This window comes from Planctomyces sp. SH-PL62 (assembly GCF_001610895.1).
Classification (GTDB): Bacteria; Planctomycetota; Planctomycetia; order Isosphaerales; family Isosphaeraceae; genus Paludisphaera.
Genome location: NZ_CP011273.1, coordinates 3,468,331 through 3,488,765 on the forward strand (window position 1 = coordinate 3,468,331; position 20,435 = coordinate 3,488,765).

A 20,435-nucleotide genomic window follows, 5' to 3' on the forward strand; every position below is an offset into this window, starting at 1 on the left:
GGCCAACCGGCCGCGGGGGATTTCGATCAGACGACCCGGCCGCCCAGCCAGGAGTACCGGGTGGGAGGTTGTTCGGCGATCCGCCCGCCGATCTCATCCGCGAGCATCTCATAGCGTTCGGGCTGGCGGCAGAGGTAGTCCTGGGCCCTGGCCGCCTTGCCGGAGAACGAACGCCTTTCCAGGTTCCAGGCCGTGTTCAGGTGTCGGATGATCGACGCATAATCCCGGGACGTGTAGACGCCGATCCGTTGCGCGGCGGCGGCGAACTGGTCGAACAGGTTCGGATCGCGTCCGTCGGTCATCTGGCTGCCGGGCATGGAGATCAGCTTCCTGAGCATGTTTCGGTAGGCGAACAGCGTGTTCTCCGGGTCGCGCTCGAAGAGTTCGCCGACGACCCGGGTGTAGAAGACCTCGTGGCGGGTCTCGTCGGCGGCGATCTTGCGGCAGATCCGGGCGAGGTTCTCCTCGCCGCGCCCCTGGGAGAGCCTGGCGATGTTCCCGTGGCTGATCCGGGTCGCCCGCTCCTGGAACGCGGCGTAGATCAGCCCGGAGTGGGGGTCGCCCTCGTTCCCCGGAGAGAAGCCGTTGCTGATGAGATGGTGGATGGTCCGCTCGATCGCCGCCATGTCGACGCGGCCGGAAAGCCGTAGGTAGGCGTTGAGCAGGTCGCCGTGGCGGTTCTCCTCGGCGGTCCATCTCCGCAGCCATTGGGCCCAGGGGGTCTCGCTGGTCCCCGTCGGGTCCTTCACGATGTGCTCGAGCGAGACGGTGTAATTCGGCAGGGCCTCCTCGGTCACCATATTTCCGACGAGCACGACCAGGAGCTCGTCGGGCAGGACGAGCGAGGACTCGCGCAACCGCTGCACCTGTTCGGACCAGTCCTCGGCGGTCAGGTCCGGCAGGAGTTCGGTCGGCTGCCAGGCCTGGTCGATCGGGCTGAGGAGGGAGAGGTTGTCCGCGACGTAATCTTGCAAACTCTCGATGACATTCATCGCTGCGGCCTGAATCTTCCTGCCGGTCCGGGCAGATTGGGGCGTCCGGATCGAATGCGCAGGAGGGCTCCGCACGCGCGGAGGGGCCTGGCCTGCCGCGTACCCGGAGCCGGGGCACCCTTGGCATGCTCGACGGGCAGGTCTTCTGGCTTACGGCTACGATCGATCCCCGGGCGGCCTTCCCGCAACGCGAGCGTCGCAGTGGCTTATGTGGCCGGGTCTCTCGCCGAATACAGCAGCGGCCCTGCGCCGGATTCTCACCGGCTTCCCTTTTGATCCGTCCGCATGCGGACGGGGCCCATCGAGATGAGGAGCCTATCAGAAACGCCGGCGATTCGGCCAGCCTCTCGATCAACTCCCTGCTCGTGAGACGTCGACGTAAGCCTAATGCGAATCGCGCGCCGCGTTCGGACCTCTCCGATATTCCATGAACCCGGCCGTTTCGATCGCCTTTTCGCGGCCGAGCAGACCCTCGATGACGCGGTATAAATCAGGATCGGCGAAATCGTCGATGGGCCCTGGCGAATCCCCAGGCCCCCACCAGGCCTCGCGATGTCGAGGAGCCGTCGAAACCGGGCCGCGGGCTTGTTATGGCTCGACAACGACGGCTGCAATGCCCTAGAATCCGCGTGGTTCAAGTCTTTTCGCTGGTTCGTGCATGCTTGTGCGGGTTTACACCTAATTTCTTCGGATTCTCTCGGAGGAAGCCCGAATGCGACGTTTCGCCTTGCGCCGACGGATCGGCTTCACGCTGATCGAGCTGCTCGTCGTGATCGCCATCATCGCGGTACTGATCGCCTTGCTCTTGCCCGCCGTGCAGTCGGCCCGCGAAGCGGCCCGGCGCGCCCAGTGCGTGAACAACCTGAAGCAGATCGGGTTGGCGGCGCACAATTATCTTTCGCAGCAGAACTGCTTCCCGCCGCTGGTGCAGAACCGCGTCGGAGCGACGTTCGACCTGGGGATGGGCGACCACTGGCCCCTGGACTGGACGGCCTCGCTGCTGTCGCAGATCGAGCAGGCGCCGCTCTACAACTCGCTGAACTGGTCGTTCGGCGCCGGCAACGGGGGCACGGCCCAGAACACCACCGTGCTGCGGACGATGGTCGGGTCGATGACCTGCCCGTCCGAGAACATCCGGGTCCCCACGAACCAGTGGGGCTGGAAGAGCTACGTGGCCAACGCCGGCGGCCCGGCCCCCGTCGCGGTCTTCGACGGCGCGCTGACGCCGCTGCGCAGCGACCCCGGCGATCGTCCCGGCTTCTCCACGGCCGACGGCCTCCAGAACAGCAACTGCTCTTCCTTCGGCGTCGAGGGGTTCATGGACGGCACGTCCAACACCGCGATGTTCAGCGAGACCATGGTGGGCACCGGGCCGGTCGGCCGGGCGGTGACGATCGCCACCACGCGACGGAAGTCCACGTACCTGTTCCCCAGCGGCCTGAACATCCAGCCCAACCTGGGCGTGAACGGTGCCCAGCAGGCCATGCAGTTCGTCACCACCTGCCGCGCCCTCCCCGGGACCACGGCGGGATACGGCGGGCTCGCCCCGGCCCAGGGCAACTTCTGGATCTCGGGCCACATCGGCTCGACGTTCATCTACGACGCTTACAACCACTGGCTGACGCCCAATTCGGCCGGGTGCTACAACCAGGCCGACGGCAACACCGAAGGCTGGGGCAACCCCAACGACGGCATGCCCCCCAGCAGCAACCACCCCGGCGGCGTGAACGTCGCCTTCGCCGACGGCTCGGTCAAGTACATCAAGGACACCGTCAGCGTCCCCACCTGGTGGGCCCTCGGCACCCGGGCCGGCGGCGAGATCGTCAGCTCGGACGCCTACTGATCCCGGACGTGCGATCGTCCACGACGGTCGAGGGCTCCGACGCATCCCGTCGGGGCCCTCTCCGTATTCCTCGACCACACGTCGACCACCGGGCCTCGGTGCCCTTTGATGGCGATTTTTTATCATTTCACCCGTTTACGGAGCGGTTTGATGCGGAAGAAGCTGGTCCCCGCACTCTTGGCGGCGATGATCGCGGCGGTCCTCCCCGGTTGCGGGGGCGACGACTCGGAGATCCCCAAGTCCCCGGACGCCCCGAAACAGGCCGATTTCGACGCGATGAAGAACATGATGGACAAGTCGGCCAAGGTCAAGACGCCAAAGAAGGCCGGCTGAGATCGTCGATTCGATCGGAAAGGGCGTGGGATGGACGGGACCCGGAAGCGATGGTTCGCCTGGGCGGCCCTCGCCGCGATCGTCGCGACGGCCGTCGCCCTGGGCTGGATCGCCACCCGGCCGCCCGACCCGTCCCGGCTCCTCGCGGAGGCGCAGGCGGATTTCCAGGCCGGGCGGCTCGAGGCGGCGGCGACCGCGCTCGACCGCCTGGCGGCCGTCCGCCCCCCGACGCCGATGGACCACATGGCGAGGGCCCAGGTCGCCCAGGCGCGGGGCCTCGCCGACGACGCGCTGGCCGAGGCCGCCGCCATCTTCGAGAACCCGGCCCTCGGCCCCCTCGCCCGGCTCCTGGCGGGACGGGTGGAGGTGGAACGCCATCGCCTCCGGGCCGCCGAGGCCCACTTCCTCAAGGCCGCCGAGGCGATGCCGCGCGAGGCCCAGCCTTACGAGGAGTTGGCCTACATCGACAACCTCCAGCATCGCTGGGACGACTTCGACCGGGTGATGCTGGCGCTGTCGGATCGCGGCGGCCTCAGCTTCCAACGCCTGCTCCACTGGGGCAAGGCCCGGCACGCGACCTGGAACCCCCGCGAAGACTGCCTGATCCTGGCGAAGTGCGTCGAGGCCGACCCGGACGACCGCGCGTCCCGCCTGGTCCTCGCCGACGGCCTGCGGCGGATGAACCAGATCGAGGAGGCCGAGGCCGTCCTGGCCCCGCTCCCCGACTCCGACGCCGAGGCCCTGGCCCTCCGCGCCCTGCTCGCCGTCGAGCGCGAGGACGACGACGAGGCCGAGCGACGACTCCGGAAAGGCCCGCCCGACGACCCCCACCTGGCGCAGGTCCGGGGCCGACTCGCCCTCAAGCGGGGCGACGCCGACGGCGCGGTCCGCGCCTTCCGCCTGGCCCTCGAAGCCTCGCCCCACGACCGGGCCGTCCTCCACGGCCTGGGGACCGCGCTCCGCCTGGCCGGCGACCCGGACGCCGCCGCGAAGTGCTTCGAAGTCGCCGACCGCCACGACGCGATCACCCCCCTGATCCTCCGCGCCGCCACCGCCGCAGGGGCCGCCGACCCCACCCTCCCCGCCCAGCTCGGCGCCGCCTGCGCCGCCGCCGGCCGAATCCCGGAGGCCATCGCCTGGTCCCGCCTCGCCCTCGCGAACAACCCCCTGGACCGCGAGGCCCAGCAGGCGGTCTACCGCCTCGAACGCCAGCTCGACCCGCACTGATGAGCCCCCCGCCGCGCCGTCTGATTTTCGCCGCTTCCCGTCCAAACTCGGCGACTCGGCCCCATGGTCAAGTGGGGGATGGTCCGCCCTGATCCGAAGAGGCGTTCGGCCCCTAACGTCTTTCCCCCCTCGCGGGGCGCAGGGCCGGATGAGGGGGAAGACCAGCACAAGGACCATCGGCGTCATCGAAAGGCCGGATCGCGAATCCCGACGGCTTCCCGGCTCGTCCTCCCCCTCATCTGACCGCTTCGCGGTCTGTCTTCCCCCGCGAGGGGGGAAAACCGTGGAGGAGGCCGTCGGCGATTCGCAGTCCGGCCCTCGCCGGGACGATGAAGAACCGCCGAACGAGCCCAATTCTCAGAAGCCGAAAGTGAGATCAAAAATATGGCATGTAAAGACTTACGTCTGATGGCTTCGTTCGCGGGGGGCTGCGAGCGAAGCCAATTTCCGCGAGGCTGCGTGGCCTCGGAATTGTTGCCGGGGGCCGGGGACGCAGCGGGCCTTTCACGGGACGGCGGCGTCCCCCAGGCTCGGGCGCGACATCGAAAAATCGCCGAACGAAGCCAATTTCAGGCTGGCGGCGAGATTCGTAAAATGTCTTGTATCAAGAATTTGTGGCCGATGGGTTCGTTCGCTGGGGGCTCCGAGCGAAGCCAATTTCGGCGGGGCTTCGCGGCTTCAGGTCCCTTGCCAGGGGCCGGAGACGAACTGGCCCTCGAACAGGGTGGCGACGACGGGCTCGTCGGTCTCGAAGAGGAGGCGGTGGGGGTCGTCCTCGTCGCGGTCGGGGAGGCGGACGACGGCGAGGTCGGCGGACTTGCCGGCGCGGATCGAGCCGACGGCGGTCTCGGCGCGGAGGGCCCAGGCGCCGAAGAGGGTGGCCATGGTCAGGAGCAGCTCGCCGGAGAGCGAGCCGTCGCGGGCGTGGAGGAACCGGGCCTCGTCGAGGACGCCCAGGCTCGGGCTCGACGCCAGGCTGTCCGTCCCCAGGCAGACGATCGCCCCTTTCGCCAGGAGCGCCCGATAGGGGTGGGCGTCGTGGCCGAACCGGGCGTTGGTCCGGGGGCAGTAGGCGATCGCCGCTCGATGCCCGTTCGAGGACGCCTCGGGCCGGAACTGCCAGAACTCCGAGGGCTCGATGTACGTCCCGTGCGCCACCAGCCAGTCGGCGTGGCGGAGGTCCCCCTTGCGGATGTAGTCGGTCGGCCGGGGGCCGATCGGCTCCCACTCCTCATCCCAGGCCCCCAGGTCTTCCAGGTAGCTCCGCAGGGGGCCGTCGCGGGTCTCCAGCAGGCGCAGTTCTTCGGGCATCTCGGCCAGGTGGGTCGAGAGCGGCAGGCGGCTGGAGGCGGCGGCGTGGTAGAGCCAGCCCGCCGTGCTGTAGGGGGCGTGCGGCGACAGCCCGGCCCGGGCGTTGGCGGCCACCTGGGCCTCGGGCTTGATGGACCCCAGCCATTTCCAGGCGGCCTCATTGGTCTGGAGGCCGCGATACCGCTTGAGCCCGAGGACCTCCGCGAAGACCACCGCGCGGACGGGGGCGGCGGCGATCGCGTCCCAGCTCAGGCCGGCGGTCGTGGTGTCGGCGACCAGGGTCGTCCCCGCCTCGATGGACTCTCGCAGGTTCCGGCCGACGTTCTCCCGGTACGCCTCCTCCGACGAGCCCGCCCGGCGCTGGGCCATGACCCGCCGCAGCCATTCGACCTCGTTCTCGGGGGAGGCGGGCGGGGCGGCGCCGTCGTCGGCGAGCCGGCCCAACTCCAGGTGGGTGTGGGCGTTGACCAGGCCGGGGATGATCGCCACGTTCCCCAGGTCGAGGTCGGCGGTCCGTTCGCGCGCCGGGCCGACCCAGGCGATCCGGCCCCCCTCGATCGCGACGACGCCGTCGGCGATCGGCGGCCCCTCGACGGGGAAGACGTATCGCGCCCCCAGGCTGAGCGTGCCTCGCCTCATCGGATCAGGCCTCTCCGGCGTCCGGGCGGTCGACCTTCCACAGATAAGCGAAGAGCGCCGCGGAGGCGACCGCCCCGACCGCGACCCAGGGGCGATGATAAAGCCCCTCCTCCGCGTTCAGGTAGACCAAATCGACCACGCCGACGCGTCCCAGCCAGCCGGCCCACGCCCCCAGGCCGATCGCGAAGCCGTTGTTCAGGGCGTGGAAGAGGACGCCTGGCCAGAGGCTGCGGCTGCGGATCGCCAGGAGCCCCAGGAACACCCCCAGCAGGGTCGCGTTGAAGAGCTGCTGGAAGAGGCTCAGGAAGACGTGCAGGAAGCCGAACAGCAGGGCCGAGAGGACGATCGCCGACCGGGTCCGCCGGCCCGATTGCAGCCCCGAGAGGATGAAGCCGCGGAACGCCGCCTCCTCGCAGATCGCCGGCAAGAGGGCCAGGACCAGGAGCGTCGGAGCGATCCCGGACTCGCCGAACATCAGCGATTGGAGCAGCTCCCGGGTCGCGTCCGAGATCGGGAAGGTCCACTGGACGAGCCGGCTCAGCTCGGCCGCGACGGGGTTGAACGCCACGGCCATCGCCGCCGCCAGCCCGAAGTATCGGGCGTGCGCCCGTCGCAGGCGGAGCGTCCCCAGCGGGTCCGTGGTCAGCAGGAAGGCCATCCCCATGGGGACCAGCAGGATCAGCGATTGTCCGGCCGCGACCGCCCCCAGCCCCGTCTCCATCCCCATCGCCATCGTGGACTGGGCGAACAGCCAGGAGGCCGAGATGATCAGCGCGAAGGCGAGCACCGCCTGCGTCGACGTTGGTCTCGGCCCGCGGTCCCGGACGAGGCTCCGCAGCCATTGCACCAGGTTGAACCGCTCCGATTCCCGGAACAGCACCTCCTCGTCCTGAAACTGCTCGACCGCCCAGCGCAGGGCCAGCCAGGCGTAGACGAGGGTCGGGATGAGGACCAGGGGGAAGTAGCGGAAGGCCGTGGCGTAGTCGCCCACGATCAGGGCCCGGAGCAGGAGCGCCACGCCGGTCACCGGGACGATGCTGTAGAACGGGTTCAGCTCGATCCCCGGCGCCATGGTCAGGAAGATCAGGGGGAGGCAGATCAGGTAGAGCGGCGTCATGTAATACTGCCCCTCCTTCATGCTCCGGGCCATGGCCGCGAGGGCCAGGCAGATCGCGCTGAAGAAGGCGGCCAGGGGGATCAAGAGGACGATCATCCAGAGGGCCGACTGCAAGGTCGGCGGCGCGAGCGCGGCCGCCGCTTGCCGGGCGGGGTCGGCACCCCCGAAGCCGCTGGCCCGCTGGGCCATCTGCAGGCCGGTCAACCCCATGCTGACCAGGTTCAGCACGGCCGTGGTCACGCTGGCGACGAGCACCGCCAGGAACTTCCCCATGACGATCTCGGCCCGGCCGGCGGGGCTGATGAGCAGGGTCTCCATCGTCCCCCGCTCCTTCTCCCCGGCGCACAGGTCGACGGCCGGATAGAACGCCCCGGTCAGCGACATCAGCACCAGGAGGAACGGGAAGATCCGCCCCCAGACGTTGCCGCCGACCTCCTGCGCCGTGGCCGCGTCGAGCGCCCTGACCTCGATCGGCTGGGCGTAGCCGGCCGGCAGGTGGTCCTGCTTGCGGCGCTCCTCGACGATCCCGGTCTTCCAGCGGTCGAGCGCCTCGCGGAGCCGCAGGTAAGTGATCTGGCTGGTCTCGTCGACGCTCTTGTAGTGGATCGGGATCGCCACGTCGTCCTTGGCGCGGAACTGCTCCGGCAGGTCGGCCGGGATCACCATGACGGCCGACGCCTCGCCGCCTCGCACCGCCTGCTCGCGGCGGTCGGGCCGGCCCCAGGGGCCGTCGTCGGGCTGGCGTTCCACCTCCAGGCGGCCGGCCTCGGCCGGGGAGTCGAACAGGGCGGGGTTGAAGCCGGTCCCCTCGGCGTCGAGCAGCGGCGGCTCCGCCGGCAGGTGCTCGGCCCCGACGATCACCACCCGACGGGGCTTCTCCTGGAGCGCCGCGGCGAACTGGAGCACCCCCGCGCCGATCAAGGGGTACAGGAGGATCGGGAAGAAGACGACCATGAACAGCGTGCGACGGTCGCGGAGCTGGTCCATCCCCTCGCGGCGGAAGATGAGCAGGACGTTCGACCAGTTCATGACGTAGGCCCCTCGGCTCGGTCCGAGCCCGCTCCGGATCGCTCGCGATCGGCCGCCCCCGCCCCGCCGAGGGCGTCGGCCCGCTCGACGAGCGCGAAGAACAGCTCCTCGACGTCGGGCTGGCCGTGGCTCGCCAGGAGTTCGTCGATCGGCCCCTGGGCCTGCACGGCGCCCCGATAGATGATCGCGACCCGGGAGCAGAGCCGCTCGACCTCGCTCATCGAATGGGTGGAGAAGACGATCGTCTTCCCCAGGTCGCGAAGCTCCAGGATCTTGTCCAGGACCACGCGCTGGACCAGGATGTCCAGGCCCGAGGTCGGCTCGTCGAAGATCAGGACCGGCGGGTCGTGGATGATCGTCCGGGCGATCGAGACCTTCTGCTTCATGCCGGTGGACATCTTCGACCCCAGGACGTCTCGGAAGTCGTCCATCTTGAGCCAGCCGAAGACCGTCTCCATCCGTTCCCGGAGCTGGGCCTTGGGGAGGCCGTAGAGGCGGCCGAAGTACTCGACCAGCTCCCAGGCGGTCATGCGGTCGTAGATGCCGGTGCCGGCCGACATGAAGCCGATCCGGCGGCGGACCTCCCGGGGGTGGTCGACGACGTCGTATCCGGCCACGACCGCCCGGCCCGCCGTGGGGCGGAGCACGGTGCTGAGGATCCGCAGGGTCGTGGTCTTGCCCGCCCCGTTGGGCCCGAGGAGGCCGAAGATCTCCCCCGGTCGGCATTCGAACGACACGTCCCGGACCGCCTCGACCCAGCCGCGCTGGTAATCATGGAACGACTTGCCAAGGTGTTCGACTTGGATCACGCGACGGCCCGTTCCTGCTCGGGGTGGGGTCGGGAAGGCTGGCTCAGGCGACCTCGACGGCCGCCACGGGCGCCTCGTCGATGTAATCGTAGAACACGTTGCGCTGGCGGGGGATGTAGCCCGCCTGGCGGATGCACCGCTTGATCTCTTCGAGGCTCAGGTGGTGGACCGTCCCGGCCGAGGAGACGACGTTCTCCTCGATCATCAGGCTCCCCATGTCGTTAGCCCCGAAGAACAGCCCCATCTGGCCGATCTTGGCCCCCTGGGTCACCCACGACGACTGGATGCTGGGCACGTTGTCCAGGTAGAGCCGGGTCATGGCCTGGGTGCGGAGGTACTCGAACGCCCCGGCGGTCGGGACGTGGGCCATCTCGGTGTTCTCGGGCTGGAAGGTCCAGCAGATGTGGGCCGTGAAGCCGCCGGTCTCGTCTTGCAAGCTGCGGACCCGGTCCAGGTGCTCGACCCGCTCCTCGATCGTCTCGACGTGGCCGAACATCATGGTGGCCGTCGACCGCCCGCCGAGCTGGTGCCAGACGCGATGGACGTTGATCCAGTCGTCGGTGTTCACCTTGCCCCGGGTGATCGCCTTGCGGACCCGGTCCACCAGGATCTCGGCCCCGCCGCCGGGGAGGCTCCCCAGGCCGGCTTCCTTGAGCCGCTCCAGCACGGTGCGCAGGGGGAGCTTGGCGACCTTGGTGAAGTGGTGGATCTCCGGGGCGCTGAAGCCGTGGACGTTGATCGCGGGGAAGGTGGCGCGGATGTCCCGCAGCAGCTCCTCGTACCACTCCAGCTTGAGTTTCGGGTGCAGCCCTCCCTGGAGGAGGATCTGGTCGCCCCCCAGCTCCAGGGTCTCGCGGATCTTGTCGAACAGGACCTCGCGGTCGAGGACGTAGGCGTCGGCGTCGTCGACCTTCCGGTAGAAGGCGCAGAAGTCGCAGACGGCCGTGCAGACGTTCGTATAGTTGATGTTCCGGTCGATGTTGAACGTTCGGTACGGCTCGGGGTGGAGCCGGCGGCACGCGGCGTCGGCGGCGCGGCCGAGATCGAGCAGGCTGGCTTCCCGGAACAAGGCGACGCCTTCCTCGAACGTCAGGCGGCCGCCTTCAGCGGCGCGTCGCAAGGTCGCGGGGGCGGTGGAAGACAAGGTTCACTCCTTCGGGCGCCAGGCCCAGGCGTGCGGCCATCTCGGCGAATCGCCTCAGGCCCGCCAGCTCCGGCTCGCCCAGATCGTAGGACAGGACTCGCGTCAGGTAATCGTAACACGTCCCGAAATCCAGGCCCAGCCGCGGTCCGTGAATTCGCGACAGCTCGTCGGCGTGGGCCAGGCCCTCGGCCCGGCATCGATCCAGGGCGGCCGGGATCTCCCCCAGGTCGGCCCCGGCGCGGGCCACCCAGAGGGCGAAGACGAAGGGGAGGCCGGTCAGCTCGCGCCAGGCCTCCGCCATGTCCACGACCTCGGAAAACGGCTCGTCCGGCACCTTCATCGCCCGGTCGCCGATCACCAGGACCGCGTCGGCCGTGCTCTCCAGGGCCGAGACCCCCAGCGGCAACGCCTCGATCGTCCGGGGCCGGACGCCGTGCGCCGCTTCCAGCCAGACCTGCACCAGCGCCTGGCTCGTCCGCGAGCCGACGTCCAGCGCCAGCCGCTCGATTCCGGCGATCGGCGTCTTGCTGAACAGCTTGACGCTCCGCACCGGGCCCCTCGCCCCGATCGCGAACCCCGGCAGGATCTCGTAGCCCCGCGAGGCCCCCCGCAGGTACTCGACCGACGGGATCAACGCCACGTCCAGCTCCCCCGCCGACAGCTTCTCCGCCAGCCGGCTCGGCACCTCCATGCTCAGCCGCGCCCCCGGCGCGAACTCCTCGAGCCGGTAGTACAACGGCTTGGCGTTCAGGTAGCTGACCGCCCCCACCCGGATCGGACCGACCATCGCCCCTCCCTCGCGGCCTCGGCCCGCCGCCCCCCGTTCTTCGGATTTCGCGGCGACCGGAATGGATGTCGCCGCCGTTCTTTCAATCCTTATTGAAATTGTAGACGGATTTCCGGCCGCGACAAGCCGACCTCGGGAAACCGGACCCTAGCGGGACCCCGAGGCCTCGGGAGGCCCCGCCCACCAGAGCCGGAGCGTCCGGTCATGGCTGACCGAGGCCAGCGTCCGGCCGTCCGGGCTGAACGCCACGGCGTTCACGCCCCCTTGATGGCCGGCGAGCGTGACATGGACCTGCCCCATCCCGACGTCCACGAGCGAGACGACGCCGTTCTGCCCGCCCGCGGCGAGAGCCCGCCCGTCCGGGCTGAACGCCAGGCCGCTGATCTCCGCGGCTTGAACGGCCGGCAGCGACGTTCGCAAGGCCCCGCTCTCGAGGTCCCAGGCCATCACCGCGCCGCGGGCGTCGCCGGCGGCGATCGTGAGGCCTTCGGGGCTGATGGCGAGGCAGGTGGGATGGGTCGTCGGCTCCCAACGCTTCAGGATCCGCCTCGACTCGACGTCCCAGAGCAGGACGGCCGGGTCCTCGCCGGCCGAAGCCAGCGTGCGGCCGTCGGGGCCGAACGCCAGCCCTCGGATGCTGCGCTCGTGGCCGGGCAGGGTCGCGACGAGATCCCCGGAAGCCGCGTCCCAGAGGCGGATCGTCGTGTCGCGGCCCCCCGTGGCGATCAGACGCCCGTCGGGCGAGAAGTCCACCGCCCGGATGCGGTCCTCGTGGGCTTGCAGGTTGTGGAGCAGCCGGCCCTCCTTGGCGTCCCAGATCAGGAGCCGGCCGTCGAAGTCCGCCGACGCGAGCAGCCCGGCCGTCGGGGCGGACGCGAGGCACGACGGCCACGCCTCATGCCCCCCGAGCGACCGGCGCTCCGCCCCGGTGCGGCCGTCCCAGAGCTTGAGCCGCCGGTCCCCGCCCACCGTGGCGAGGTCTCCATCGGCCGTGAACGCGACCCCCCAGACCTCCTCGTCGTGACCGCCGGGGATGACGGCGTCCTCGATCGGCTCGGTGTGCCAGATGACCACCTCGCCCGTGCCGAGCCCCAGGGCGACGTCCCCCGGCCATTCCGGCAGGAAGGCGACCGAAGAAACCCAGTCCCCCAGGCCCTCGATCGACTCGATCCGGCGGCGCTCGGCCACGTCCCAGAGGATCGCGCGCCGGTTGTATCCGGCCGCCAGCAGCTTCCCGTCCGCCGAGAAGGCCAGGGACTCGACGCGGTGATCGTCGTTGCCCTCCGGAGCCGGCAGGGTCGCGATCACGGTCCCCCGGGAGGGATGTCGGAGCTGAACGATTCCATCCAGCGTTCCCGTCGCGATCGGCCCTCCCTTCTCGGGCGAGACCGCGAGCGCCGGGCCCATGGTCCCGTCGTCGCGCGCCATGACGCGTTGACGGGTCCTGACGTCCCAGATGTCCAGGAGGCGACGGTCGTTCGCGGCGCAGCAGTGCCGCGCGGAGACGATCCGACGCTGGTCGGCCGCGAAGACGACCGTCCCCGCTTCCGGAACTCCGAAAACCATCAACCTCCGTCCGTCGAACTCCAGGGGATATCGCTCGAGCCGGACCGTCTTGGCGGCCTGGATGCCTATGGCCAATCGGAGGCCATCGACGGACGTCGCGATTGTTTCCGAGCCGAACCTCGGATTCGACGTCGTGGCCTTGACCCCGCCGTCGGAGAGGTCGACGACCGAGAGGACGCCGTCTCGCTCCTCCGAATCATTCAAGGCGATCGCCATGCGGCCCTCGGCTATCGCCGTGACGTGGTCGATCTCGGATCCGGGAAGGTCCCATGGCTCGAAGCGCATCGTGGGCCGTACGACGGCGAGGGTGGGCGCATCCGGCCGGTCGGTCCTCCACACGCCCCCCCTGTGCCGGCTGGGGGTCACCCCCAGGAGCACTCCCTCGCCCGCCGAGAGTTGGCAAGTCCCGCCGGGAAACAAGTCGTCCAGGACCGTACGGTCGCGGCGCGACTGCCTCCAGAGGTAGTGCCAGGCGAAGTCCCGCGGGTCGGGGTCGGCCGAGTCGGCGGCGGGGATCAGTTCGCGGAGCCGCCGCTGCGCCTGGGCCGATCGGCCTTGGTCCATCTCACGCTGGGCCCTGGCGAGGGTGGCGGCGTAGCTCTGCCGCTGCTCGCGGTCGCTCGCCTCCAGGGCGCGGGCCAGGGCCGCCTCGGTCTCGGCCTTCGCCTGCTGCAGGTCGACGTTCGCGCGGTTCAGATCGTCGACGTTCTGGTCCCGTTCGGCGACGGTCCGCCGCAGGGCGATCGAGTAGGAGACGCTGACCCCCAGGGTCGCCAGGCTCATCACGATCAGGGCCGTCGCGGCCGGGTTGCGGGCGGACCAGCGGGCCAGGCGGCGGGGGGCCCCAGGGGGCGGGCGCTGGTCGGCCGGCGCTCGAGGAAGCATTCCAGGTCGTCGGCCAGGGTCGCGGCGTCCGGGTAGCGGAGTCTCGACCGCTTCTCCAGGCACATCATCGCGATCGCGCCCAGGTCGCGGGGGACCGACCGGTTCACCGAGCGGGGCGAGGCCGGCGGGTCGGCGACCACCGCCCGCATCAACTCCCAGGGTGACTCGGCCTTGTGGGGCGGGCGGCCGGTCGCCAACTCGTAGAGGATCGCGCCAAGGGCGTAGACGTCGGTCGCCGGGCCGACGACCTCGCGGCGCTGCTCGATCTGCTCCGGCGCCATGTAGGGGGGCGTGCCCCAGGCCTTCGCCGCGGTCGATTCGCCGATCGGCGAATCGATCAGGCGGGCGAGGCCGAAGTCGGTGATCCGCGGCGTCGGGTCGGCGTCGGGCTCGTCATCGGGGGGGAGGTCCAGGAGGATGTTCTCCGGTTTCAGGTCGCAGTGGAGGAGGCCTCGGGCGTGCATGTGCTCGACGGCCCGGGTCATCGCCAGGACGAGCCGGGCCGCGCGGCGCGGCTCGACCGGGGAGTTCCCCGCTTTGATCCAGCGCCGGAGCGTCGGCCCCTCGCAGTAGGCCGAGGCGATGTAGCAGATCGTCCCCGCCTCGCCGGCCTCGAACACGGGCACGAGGTTCGGGTGGTCGAGCTGCGCCGCGACGTGGGCCTCGCCGAGGAATCGGCGGCGGACGCCCGGGGCGAGGAGCGCCTCGGCCCTGGGGATCTTGAGGGCGACCCAGCGCCCCATGCCCGGGTCGAACGCCCGAAAGACGATCCCGAAGCCGCCGCGGCCCAACTTCTTCTCGATCTGGAAACGTCCGATCGCCTGCGGGAGGGCCGCCTCCTCCGAAGCCGCCGTCGGGCCGTCGGAGAGGTCGACGATCGTCCTCCCGGGGCCGGACGTGTCCGGGGGCCGCAGCGTGCGGTCGAGCATGTGGAGGAACGAGCGGAAGCGGTCGAGGTCGGCCTCGTCCACCCCCATCTCCTCGGGCCTAAGCTCCGGCGGCGTCTCGCCCTGCTCCAGGGCCTCGTGGTAGCGGGCCAGCCAGCGGGAAAGGGGGCCGCCGCTCGACGTCCCACCGTTCGGCGCGGTCATTCCGCCTCCCCCTCGAACCGGCGGAGCATCCGCGCCGCGACGGCCGAGCGATCGCCCACGGCCGCCCGTTGCTCGTCGCCGTCTCGTTCTCCACCCATGACTTCGAACCCCTCCGAGTCGCGCGGCGACGGGCCCGCTCGGAACCCAGGAACTTCATGGTAGCCCGGTCCACGGCGTGGGATCAAGCGACCGAGAATCGGCCGATTTCCGCGACCTTCCCCGTTCGATGCACGACGGTTCGCCACGAACCCATGGTCGGCGTGCTTCCGCGCCGCGAGACATGCACGAACTGTTCGCCGCACTCGGCTCGCTCACCAACTTCGGCCAGACCAACGAATGGCGGCTCGTCGCGGACGTCGCCGACGGCGGGCTCGCCGCGTCGGCCGGCTCGACCGCCCGCCCCGGACCGTCGGCCCTTGCGCTGATGGGACTGGGCGGGGGCTTCCTGGCGATCACGGGTCGACGGATGCGGCGCGGGCGTGCGGCTCGTTGAGGAATGGCGGTATGGCGACTCCCGGCGCGCCCGGGGGCGGCGCGCCGGGGAGCGTTCCGATCAGCGTTGTTGGAGGTCGACCTTCACGGGGGTCTTCTTGCCGCTCTTGACGTCCAGGACGGTCAGGGTGAAGGTCGTCTTGCTGACGCCCTTGAGGGCTTCCTCGAAGAGGTCGGGGGCGAAGACGACGCGGTCGTCGACGCCGACGATGGCGTCGCCGACTTGCAGGCCGGCGCGGTCCGCCGGGCTGCCGGGGGCGACGGCCGCGACCTTCACGACCGGGAGCAGGTCGGCCGTGCCCGGCTTGACGGTCAGGCCGAAGCGCCGCGAGGTGAGGCCCCCGCCGGGAGCCGGGTCGGCTTCGGGCGCGGGGGAGGGGAGCGGGGTCGGCCGGGGCGACGGCTCGGGCGCGCCGAGGGAGACTTCGACGGGGATGTTTTTCCCGGTCCGGCTGTCGCGGACGGTCACCGTGAGCGTCGCGCCGGCCTTGTCGACGGCTTCCTGGAGCCTGGCCTCGTCGGTCAGGGCCGCGCCGCCGGCCTCGACGAGCACGTCGCCCACTTCGAATCCGGCCTTCCGAGCGGGTCCGTCCTGCCGAACCTCCGTGACCTTCAGGCCCAGGCGGACCGGCTCGACCTCGATGCCCAGCGATCGCTTCGGGGGCGTCGGGACGGGAGAGTTCGGCGAGGGCGCGGGCCGGCGCGGGGGGCCTTGCTTGATGATGCCGGTCACGTCGACCGGCACCGCGGCCTGCTCGTTGGTGCGGACGTTGAGCACCGCGAGTTCGGCCGTCGCCGGGCCCTGGGAGAGCAGGTCGGCGAACTGCTGGAGGCTGGCGAAGCCCGACTTGTTCACGCCGATGATCACGTCCCCCTTCTCGAAACCCGCCTTCTGGGCCGGGGTGTCGGGGAGGACGTCGGTGATCTTCAGAACCAACCGGCCGCTGGCCTCCACCGGGTCGGCCTTCACGCCGAAGTCCCCGAGGATCGTCTTGCCCGAGGCGGACGAGGCGCCCGACGACGGACCCGGCGTCGGGGAGGGGGCGGGCCGCGCGGCGACGTCCGGCTCGGCCGCCAGATCGAACCAGTCGGAGGAGGCACCCTGCCAGCCGCCGCCGGGGCGGGGGGCGAGGTAGGCGCGGATCGCGGACCCCACGGGAGGGATCGGCCGGTCGCCTCGGGGGACGTGGACGTAGACCGGGTCGCCGGGCGCGGGGATCGGCGGCCGGCGGACGTCGGCCGGGGCTCGGCCCAGTTCCGTGCGGGCGACGTCGATCTGCACCAGGGCGTCGGCCTGCTCCGGCCGGGCGCTGCGGAAGACGTCGCGCACCGCGCCGTCGACGATCACGGCGGCGGCTTCCTTCGATCGCGGGGCGTCCTGGGCCCGGATCGGCCCGGTCGTCGCCAGGACCAGCGTCGCGACGGCGCACAAGCATGAGCGTTTCATCACGTCTCCTCCCGAATGTTCGGCCTGGCGACCGGGGCCCCGGCCCTCGATCGCCGTGATTGTACCCCGAGCCGAGACCGCAAAGGAGACGCCGTCGGGGTCAGAAGTCCATCCGGTTGAACGCCTTGATCCCGATCCGAAGCGGGATGATGGTGGCCGCCGCGCCGACGATCAGGCTGGCGACCACGGCCGTCGTGAGCCAGAACCGGAGCCCCCCGCGCGAGAGGATGTAGCGGGCCGACTCGGGGTTGTCCTGGCCGACGAAGTAGAGGTGGCACGGCACGGCGAGGGCCGTGACGATCGTGAAGATGAAGACCAGGCTCACCAGCAGGTTGAACGTCCCGCCGAACCCGGCGGCGATCTTCGACGGGTCGCTCTCCCGCAGGTTGGGCAGCCGCGCGCCCAGCCCCACGCTGATCCCCGAGAGCCCCAGGCAGAGGACCGCGATCATCCCGACGTGCAGCAGGATCATCCAGGGGTTCATCTGGAGCATCAAGTCGGAGAGGATCACCAGGAACTCGGTCGAGATCAGCGAGATCCCCGCCGAGAACGCGAACTTGCCCCAGAGGATCTGGTCGCGTCGCAGGGGGAGCAGGCCCAGGACCCAGAAGTTCCGCCCCTCCAGCGAGAGCAGCGGGAAGATGAACCGGCTGGTGAACGTGGAGAGGATCAGGGCCGTCACCGACAGGTTCAGGAAGCTGACGAGGTTCCGCCAGTACGGGCTCTGCGCCCCGTATCCCAGCCGGGGGATGTTCAGGAAGTAGAACGCCAGGAGCCCGAAGAAGATCACGAACTGCGACCACTGCGTCGGGTCGCGGAGGAAGGTCCGCAGGTCCTTGAGGATCAGGAGCCGGATCGGGTGGGGGAGGTAGAAGAAGAGGCGGTGGAAGGCGGCGTCCATGAACTGGAAGCCCACCCGCTTCCGCTTCGACCGCCCCCCCTGGACCCGGCTGTAGCCGCGTCGATAGAGGTCGCGCGCCAGCACGGCGGCGGTCAGATACCCGAGTCCGGCGTGGGAGGAGAGGATCATCAGGTAGTACGCGGCGCCCGGCCAGTCCCCCTTCGCCGAGGCGAGCAGCCCGGCGGACATCCATCGGCTGGGCCAGAGCGGGTGCTGGCAGAACGCCAGGCGGTTCAGCACCCCTCCGAGCCAGTCGCCGCTGAGCGCCTCGCCGGGCGTCGTCCAGAGCCGGTAGCCGACGTAGAAGAGGCCCGCCGCCGCGCCGAGCGTCGCCAGGGCGAGGATCGTCCGCTCGCGCCTCGGGAAGACGTTCGCCACGAGGATCGCCACGATCGCCCCCAGGCTCGCCGGGATCATCACGAACGCCAGCAGGAAGATCAGGAACAGCGGGTAGTAGGCCCAGGGCGCGCCCGCATCGCCGCCGGCCGGCTTGATCGTCAGCCCGTAGGCGACCAGAAGGGGGCTCCCCAGCAGGAAGAACCCCCACGAGGAGAACCCCACGGCCTCGGCGAACTTGTGGGCGAAGATCCGGTCGGTCGAGGCCGGCGTGGTCAGCAGATAGGCCGCCTCGCGCGAGTGGAAAAGCGCCGCGTAGACGATGATTCCGGTCGAGAACAGGAGCATCGCCAGGAGCGACAGGAAGAACATGCTGAACAGGTATTCGATGAGCGTGTTCGCCAGGTCGATGAACGACGCGATGAACTGGAAGCTCCCGAGGAAGAGCAGGAACAGCCCCGCCCAGAAGACCGCGCTGCAGAACACGATCATCGACATCCGCAGGCGGGCGTCCGCGACCAGGACTCCCGTCGCGTTGCGCAACAGCCGCCATCGCAGCCAGCGCAGGGCGCGGGCCGTGCGATCGGCCGAGGGGCGGGGGGCGTCGATTGCGGCGGCCGGCGATTCCGGCAGGGCGAGGCTCATTTCGGCGTCTCCAGGCGGGCCCGGGCGACGGGGCTGATCGCCCGGTGGACGCCGTCGCCGGTCAGCTTGAGGAACAGGTCCTCCAGGCTGCCGTCATGTTGGGCCTGCTTGCGAAGCTCGTCGAGCGAGCCGACCGCGAGCATCCGGCCGTGGTCGACGATGCCGATGGTGTCGGCCAGCTCCTCGGCGATCGCCAGGAGGTGGATCGACATCAGCACGGCCGCTCCGGCCCTCGCCTGCGCCACGAACATGTTCTTGACGATCCGGGCGCTGCGGGGGTCGAGCCCGACCAGGGGCTCGTCGACCACCAGGACTCGGGGCTCGTGCACCAGGGCCGAGGCGAAGACCACCCGCTGCTTCATCCCCTGCGAGTAGTTCTCGCAAAGCTCGTCGATGAAGTCGGCCATCTCGAAAGTGTCGATCATCTCGTCGATCCGGGCCGTGCCGGCCTCCCGGTCGACGCCGTACATCTCGACCACGAACCGGAGGAACTCGCGGCCGGTCAGCTTGTCGTAAAGGTAGGGCTGGTCCGGGACGTAGCCGAGCTGCCGGCGGGCCTCCGCCGACGACGCGGGAAAGCCGCCGACCGTCACCGTGCCGCCGCTGGGGGCGAGGAGGCCGCAGATCATCTTGATCGTGGTGGTCTTGCCGGCCCCGTTGGGGCCGAGGAACGCGAACAGCTCCCCCGGCCGGACGGTCAGGTCCAGGTGGTCGACGGCGCGCTTCGCGCCGAACGACTTGCTCACGCCGCGAAGCTCGATCATTGCTCCCCCTTCCGGTCGGCTTCGGCGGCCGTCTTCGTCGACTTGTCCGGCAGCCGTTCCAGGATCATCTCGACGAACGGCAGCGGCACCTGCTGACGGAGGATCGCCCCGTCCAGCCGCACCCAGGTCTTGGTGGTGATCGGCCCCGCGTGCTGCTCGACTTCGAACGCGCTGACGGCCTCGCCGTTCCAGACGATCAGGGTCCGCCGCTTGACCTCCACGCGGGCCGTCTCGACCATCCCGGACAGGGGGTTGACGACCTGCACATCCCACCTCTGGCCGACGTTCAGCCCGGGCAGGCGGTCGAGCGGGCGGAGGGCGTCGTAAACCACGCTCCGCGACTCGTACGGGTAGGTCTTGTGGAGGTTGAACACCGAGGCGATCCCCCGCGCCCTGACGTCCATCACGCCGCCGCTGACCTTCCCCTCGACCTTGAACAGGTCGGCCCCCTCGTCGGCGCCCCTGACCTTCATGATGAACCACTTAAGGTCGCCCCGGCTGTCGACCCGGTAGTCGCCGTCGATGGTCAGCCGTACGCTCGGGCTGTTCGCCAGCGGGGTCCGCTTGAGCAGTTCGCCGGCGTCGAATTCGACCGTGCTGGTCATTTCGTACCCGCCGGAGGGGAGCCGCTTCGTCTCGGTCCGGGCCTCGCCGACGTTCCGGCGGGCTTCGGGGTTCCGAGGGTCGTCGAGCACGTCGATCGACCACGACGCCGGGCCCGCGTCGTCTCCGGCCGCCGAGACGATCGACCTCAGGTCGGGGGGATAGCCGAGGCTCAGCTCCGGCAGGACCTCCCACTTGAGCAGGAAGAACGCCGCGATCGACCAGTAGACCAGGATGGCTACCGAGACCAGCCGTGGGGGCATGGCGTTCGTCCCCTAATAACATGGTGAAGAGAGAAACTCTCTGTCCATGCTAGGCGCGAAGGGCCGGGGAGGACAGGGGAAAGCGTCCTCCCCGGCCGAGATTCCGACGCCTGTCGGACGCGCCGGGCCGTCTCCACCCGGGAAGCCCCTCGATGGCGCGCCGGAGGAGCCGCCGCGCGTCGCGGGGGACTCCAGACGGATCGAGGATGTT

16 protein-coding genes and 1 riboswitch are annotated in these 20,435 nt (G+C 70.1%); of the genes, 4 read left to right on the forward strand and 12 right to left on the reverse strand.

Annotated elements, in window-relative coordinates; genetic code table 11:
* Nucleotides 1–26 precede the first annotated feature (26 nt).
* A complete protein-coding gene (locus VT85_RS13485; protein WP_068415968.1) occupies nucleotides 27–992 on the reverse strand; it encodes an acyl-ACP desaturase in 966 nt (321 codons plus the stop codon).
* 117 nt (nucleotides 993–1,109) lie between these two features.
* Nucleotides 1,110–1,309: riboswitch (cobalamin riboswitch) on the reverse strand.
* A 395-nt stretch (nucleotides 1,310–1,704) separates the two neighbouring features.
* On the opposite strand from VT85_RS13485, the gene VT85_RS13490 reads away from it, so the two are divergent.
* The 3 genes from VT85_RS13490 (at nucleotide 1,705) to VT85_RS29745 (ending at nucleotide 4,395) form a co-directional block, all read left to right on the forward strand.
* Nucleotides 1,705–2,835, forward strand: a complete 1,131-nt coding sequence (locus tag VT85_RS13490; protein WP_068415971.1) for a DUF1559 domain-containing protein — start codon at nucleotides 1,705–1,707, stop codon at nucleotides 2,833–2,835.
* Nucleotides 2,836–2,985: 150 nt separating this feature from the next.
* Nucleotides 2,986–3,168: a hypothetical protein gene (locus VT85_RS13495; RefSeq protein WP_068415974.1), complete on the forward strand. Its 183-nt coding sequence runs from the start codon at nucleotides 2,986–2,988 to the stop codon at nucleotides 3,166–3,168.
* A gap of 30 nt (nucleotides 3,169–3,198) precedes the next feature.
* A complete protein-coding gene (locus VT85_RS29745) occupies nucleotides 3,199–4,395 on the forward strand; it encodes a tetratricopeptide repeat protein (RefSeq protein ID WP_068415978.1) in 1,197 nt (398 codons plus the stop codon).
* Between the two features lie 678 nt (nucleotides 4,396–5,073).
* Here the strand turns inward: VT85_RS29745 and VT85_RS13505 are convergent.
* The 7 genes from VT85_RS13505 to VT85_RS13535 form a co-directional block, all read right to left on the reverse strand.
* Nucleotides 5,074–6,345 carry an amidohydrolase family protein gene (locus VT85_RS13505; protein ID WP_068415981.1) on the reverse strand — a complete coding sequence of 424 codons (1,272 nt, stop codon included), beginning with the start codon at nucleotides 6,343–6,345 and terminating at the stop codon, nucleotides 5,074–5,076.
* A gap of 4 nt (nucleotides 6,346–6,349) precedes the next feature.
* Nucleotides 6,350–8,491, reverse strand: coding sequence for an ABC transporter permease subunit/CPBP intramembrane protease (locus VT85_RS13510; protein WP_068415984.1), 2,142 nt, complete (start codon nucleotides 8,489–8,491; stop codon nucleotides 6,350–6,352).
* Nucleotides 8,488–9,300, reverse strand: a complete 813-nt coding sequence (locus tag VT85_RS13515; protein WP_068415986.1) for an ABC transporter ATP-binding protein — start codon at nucleotides 9,298–9,300, stop codon at nucleotides 8,488–8,490. Before VT85_RS13515 ends, VT85_RS13510 begins: the two co-directional genes overlap by 4 nt.
* A gap of 43 nt (nucleotides 9,301–9,343) precedes the next feature.
* Complete coding sequence (gene mqnC / locus VT85_RS13520) at nucleotides 9,344–10,444, reverse strand: cyclic dehypoxanthinyl futalosine synthase (RefSeq protein ID WP_068415990.1); 1,101 nt, start codon at nucleotides 10,442–10,444, stop codon at nucleotides 9,344–9,346.
* The gene (locus tag VT85_RS13525; protein ID WP_068415995.1) at nucleotides 10,404–11,231 is read right to left on the reverse strand and encodes a menaquinone biosynthetic enzyme MqnA/MqnD family protein; all 828 of its coding nucleotides are present in this window, start codon (nucleotides 11,229–11,231) and stop codon (nucleotides 10,404–10,406) included. The genes mqnC and VT85_RS13525 overlap by 41 nt, the downstream gene beginning before the upstream one ends.
* 147 nt (nucleotides 11,232–11,378) lie before the next feature.
* Nucleotides 11,379–13,682, reverse strand: a complete 2,304-nt coding sequence (locus VT85_RS13530) for a WD40 repeat domain-containing protein (protein WP_068415996.1) — start codon at nucleotides 13,680–13,682, stop codon at nucleotides 11,379–11,381.
* Nucleotides 13,586–14,773: a serine/threonine-protein kinase gene (locus tag VT85_RS13535; protein WP_068415997.1), complete on the reverse strand. Its 1,188-nt coding sequence runs from the start codon at nucleotides 14,771–14,773 to the stop codon at nucleotides 13,586–13,588. Before VT85_RS13535 ends, VT85_RS13530 begins: the two co-directional genes overlap by 97 nt.
* 280 nt (nucleotides 14,774–15,053) lie before the next feature.
* Here VT85_RS13535 and VT85_RS13540 point away from each other — a divergent pair, with 280 nt between their 5' ends.
* Nucleotides 15,054–15,266 (forward strand): hypothetical protein, encoded by a 213-nt coding sequence (locus VT85_RS13540; RefSeq protein WP_068415999.1) that lies wholly within the window; start codon nucleotides 15,054–15,056, stop codon nucleotides 15,264–15,266.
* 60 nt (nucleotides 15,267–15,326) lie between these two features.
* Here the strand turns inward: VT85_RS13540 and VT85_RS13545 are convergent, their stop codons facing one another.
* From VT85_RS13545 to VT85_RS13560, 4 genes are all read right to left on the reverse strand, one after another.
* Nucleotides 15,327–16,712: a PDZ domain-containing protein gene (locus VT85_RS13545; RefSeq protein WP_156512861.1), complete on the reverse strand. Its 1,386-nt coding sequence runs from the start codon at nucleotides 16,710–16,712 to the stop codon at nucleotides 15,327–15,329.
* 100 nt (nucleotides 16,713–16,812) lie between these two features.
* Nucleotides 16,813–18,594 carry a putative ABC transporter permease subunit gene (locus VT85_RS13550; RefSeq protein WP_068416005.1) on the reverse strand — a complete coding sequence of 594 codons (1,782 nt, stop codon included), beginning with the start codon at nucleotides 18,592–18,594 and terminating at the stop codon, nucleotides 16,813–16,815.
* Nucleotides 18,591–19,358: an ABC transporter ATP-binding protein gene (locus VT85_RS13555; RefSeq protein WP_068416007.1), complete on the reverse strand. Its 768-nt coding sequence runs from the start codon at nucleotides 19,356–19,358 to the stop codon at nucleotides 18,591–18,593. Before VT85_RS13555 ends, VT85_RS13550 begins: the two co-directional genes overlap by 4 nt.
* Nucleotides 19,355–20,224 (reverse strand): hypothetical protein, encoded by an 870-nt coding sequence (locus VT85_RS13560; RefSeq protein WP_068416013.1) that lies wholly within the window; start codon nucleotides 20,222–20,224, stop codon nucleotides 19,355–19,357. The genes VT85_RS13555 and VT85_RS13560 overlap by 4 nt, the downstream gene beginning before the upstream one ends.
* Nucleotides 20,225–20,435 lie beyond the last annotated feature (211 nt).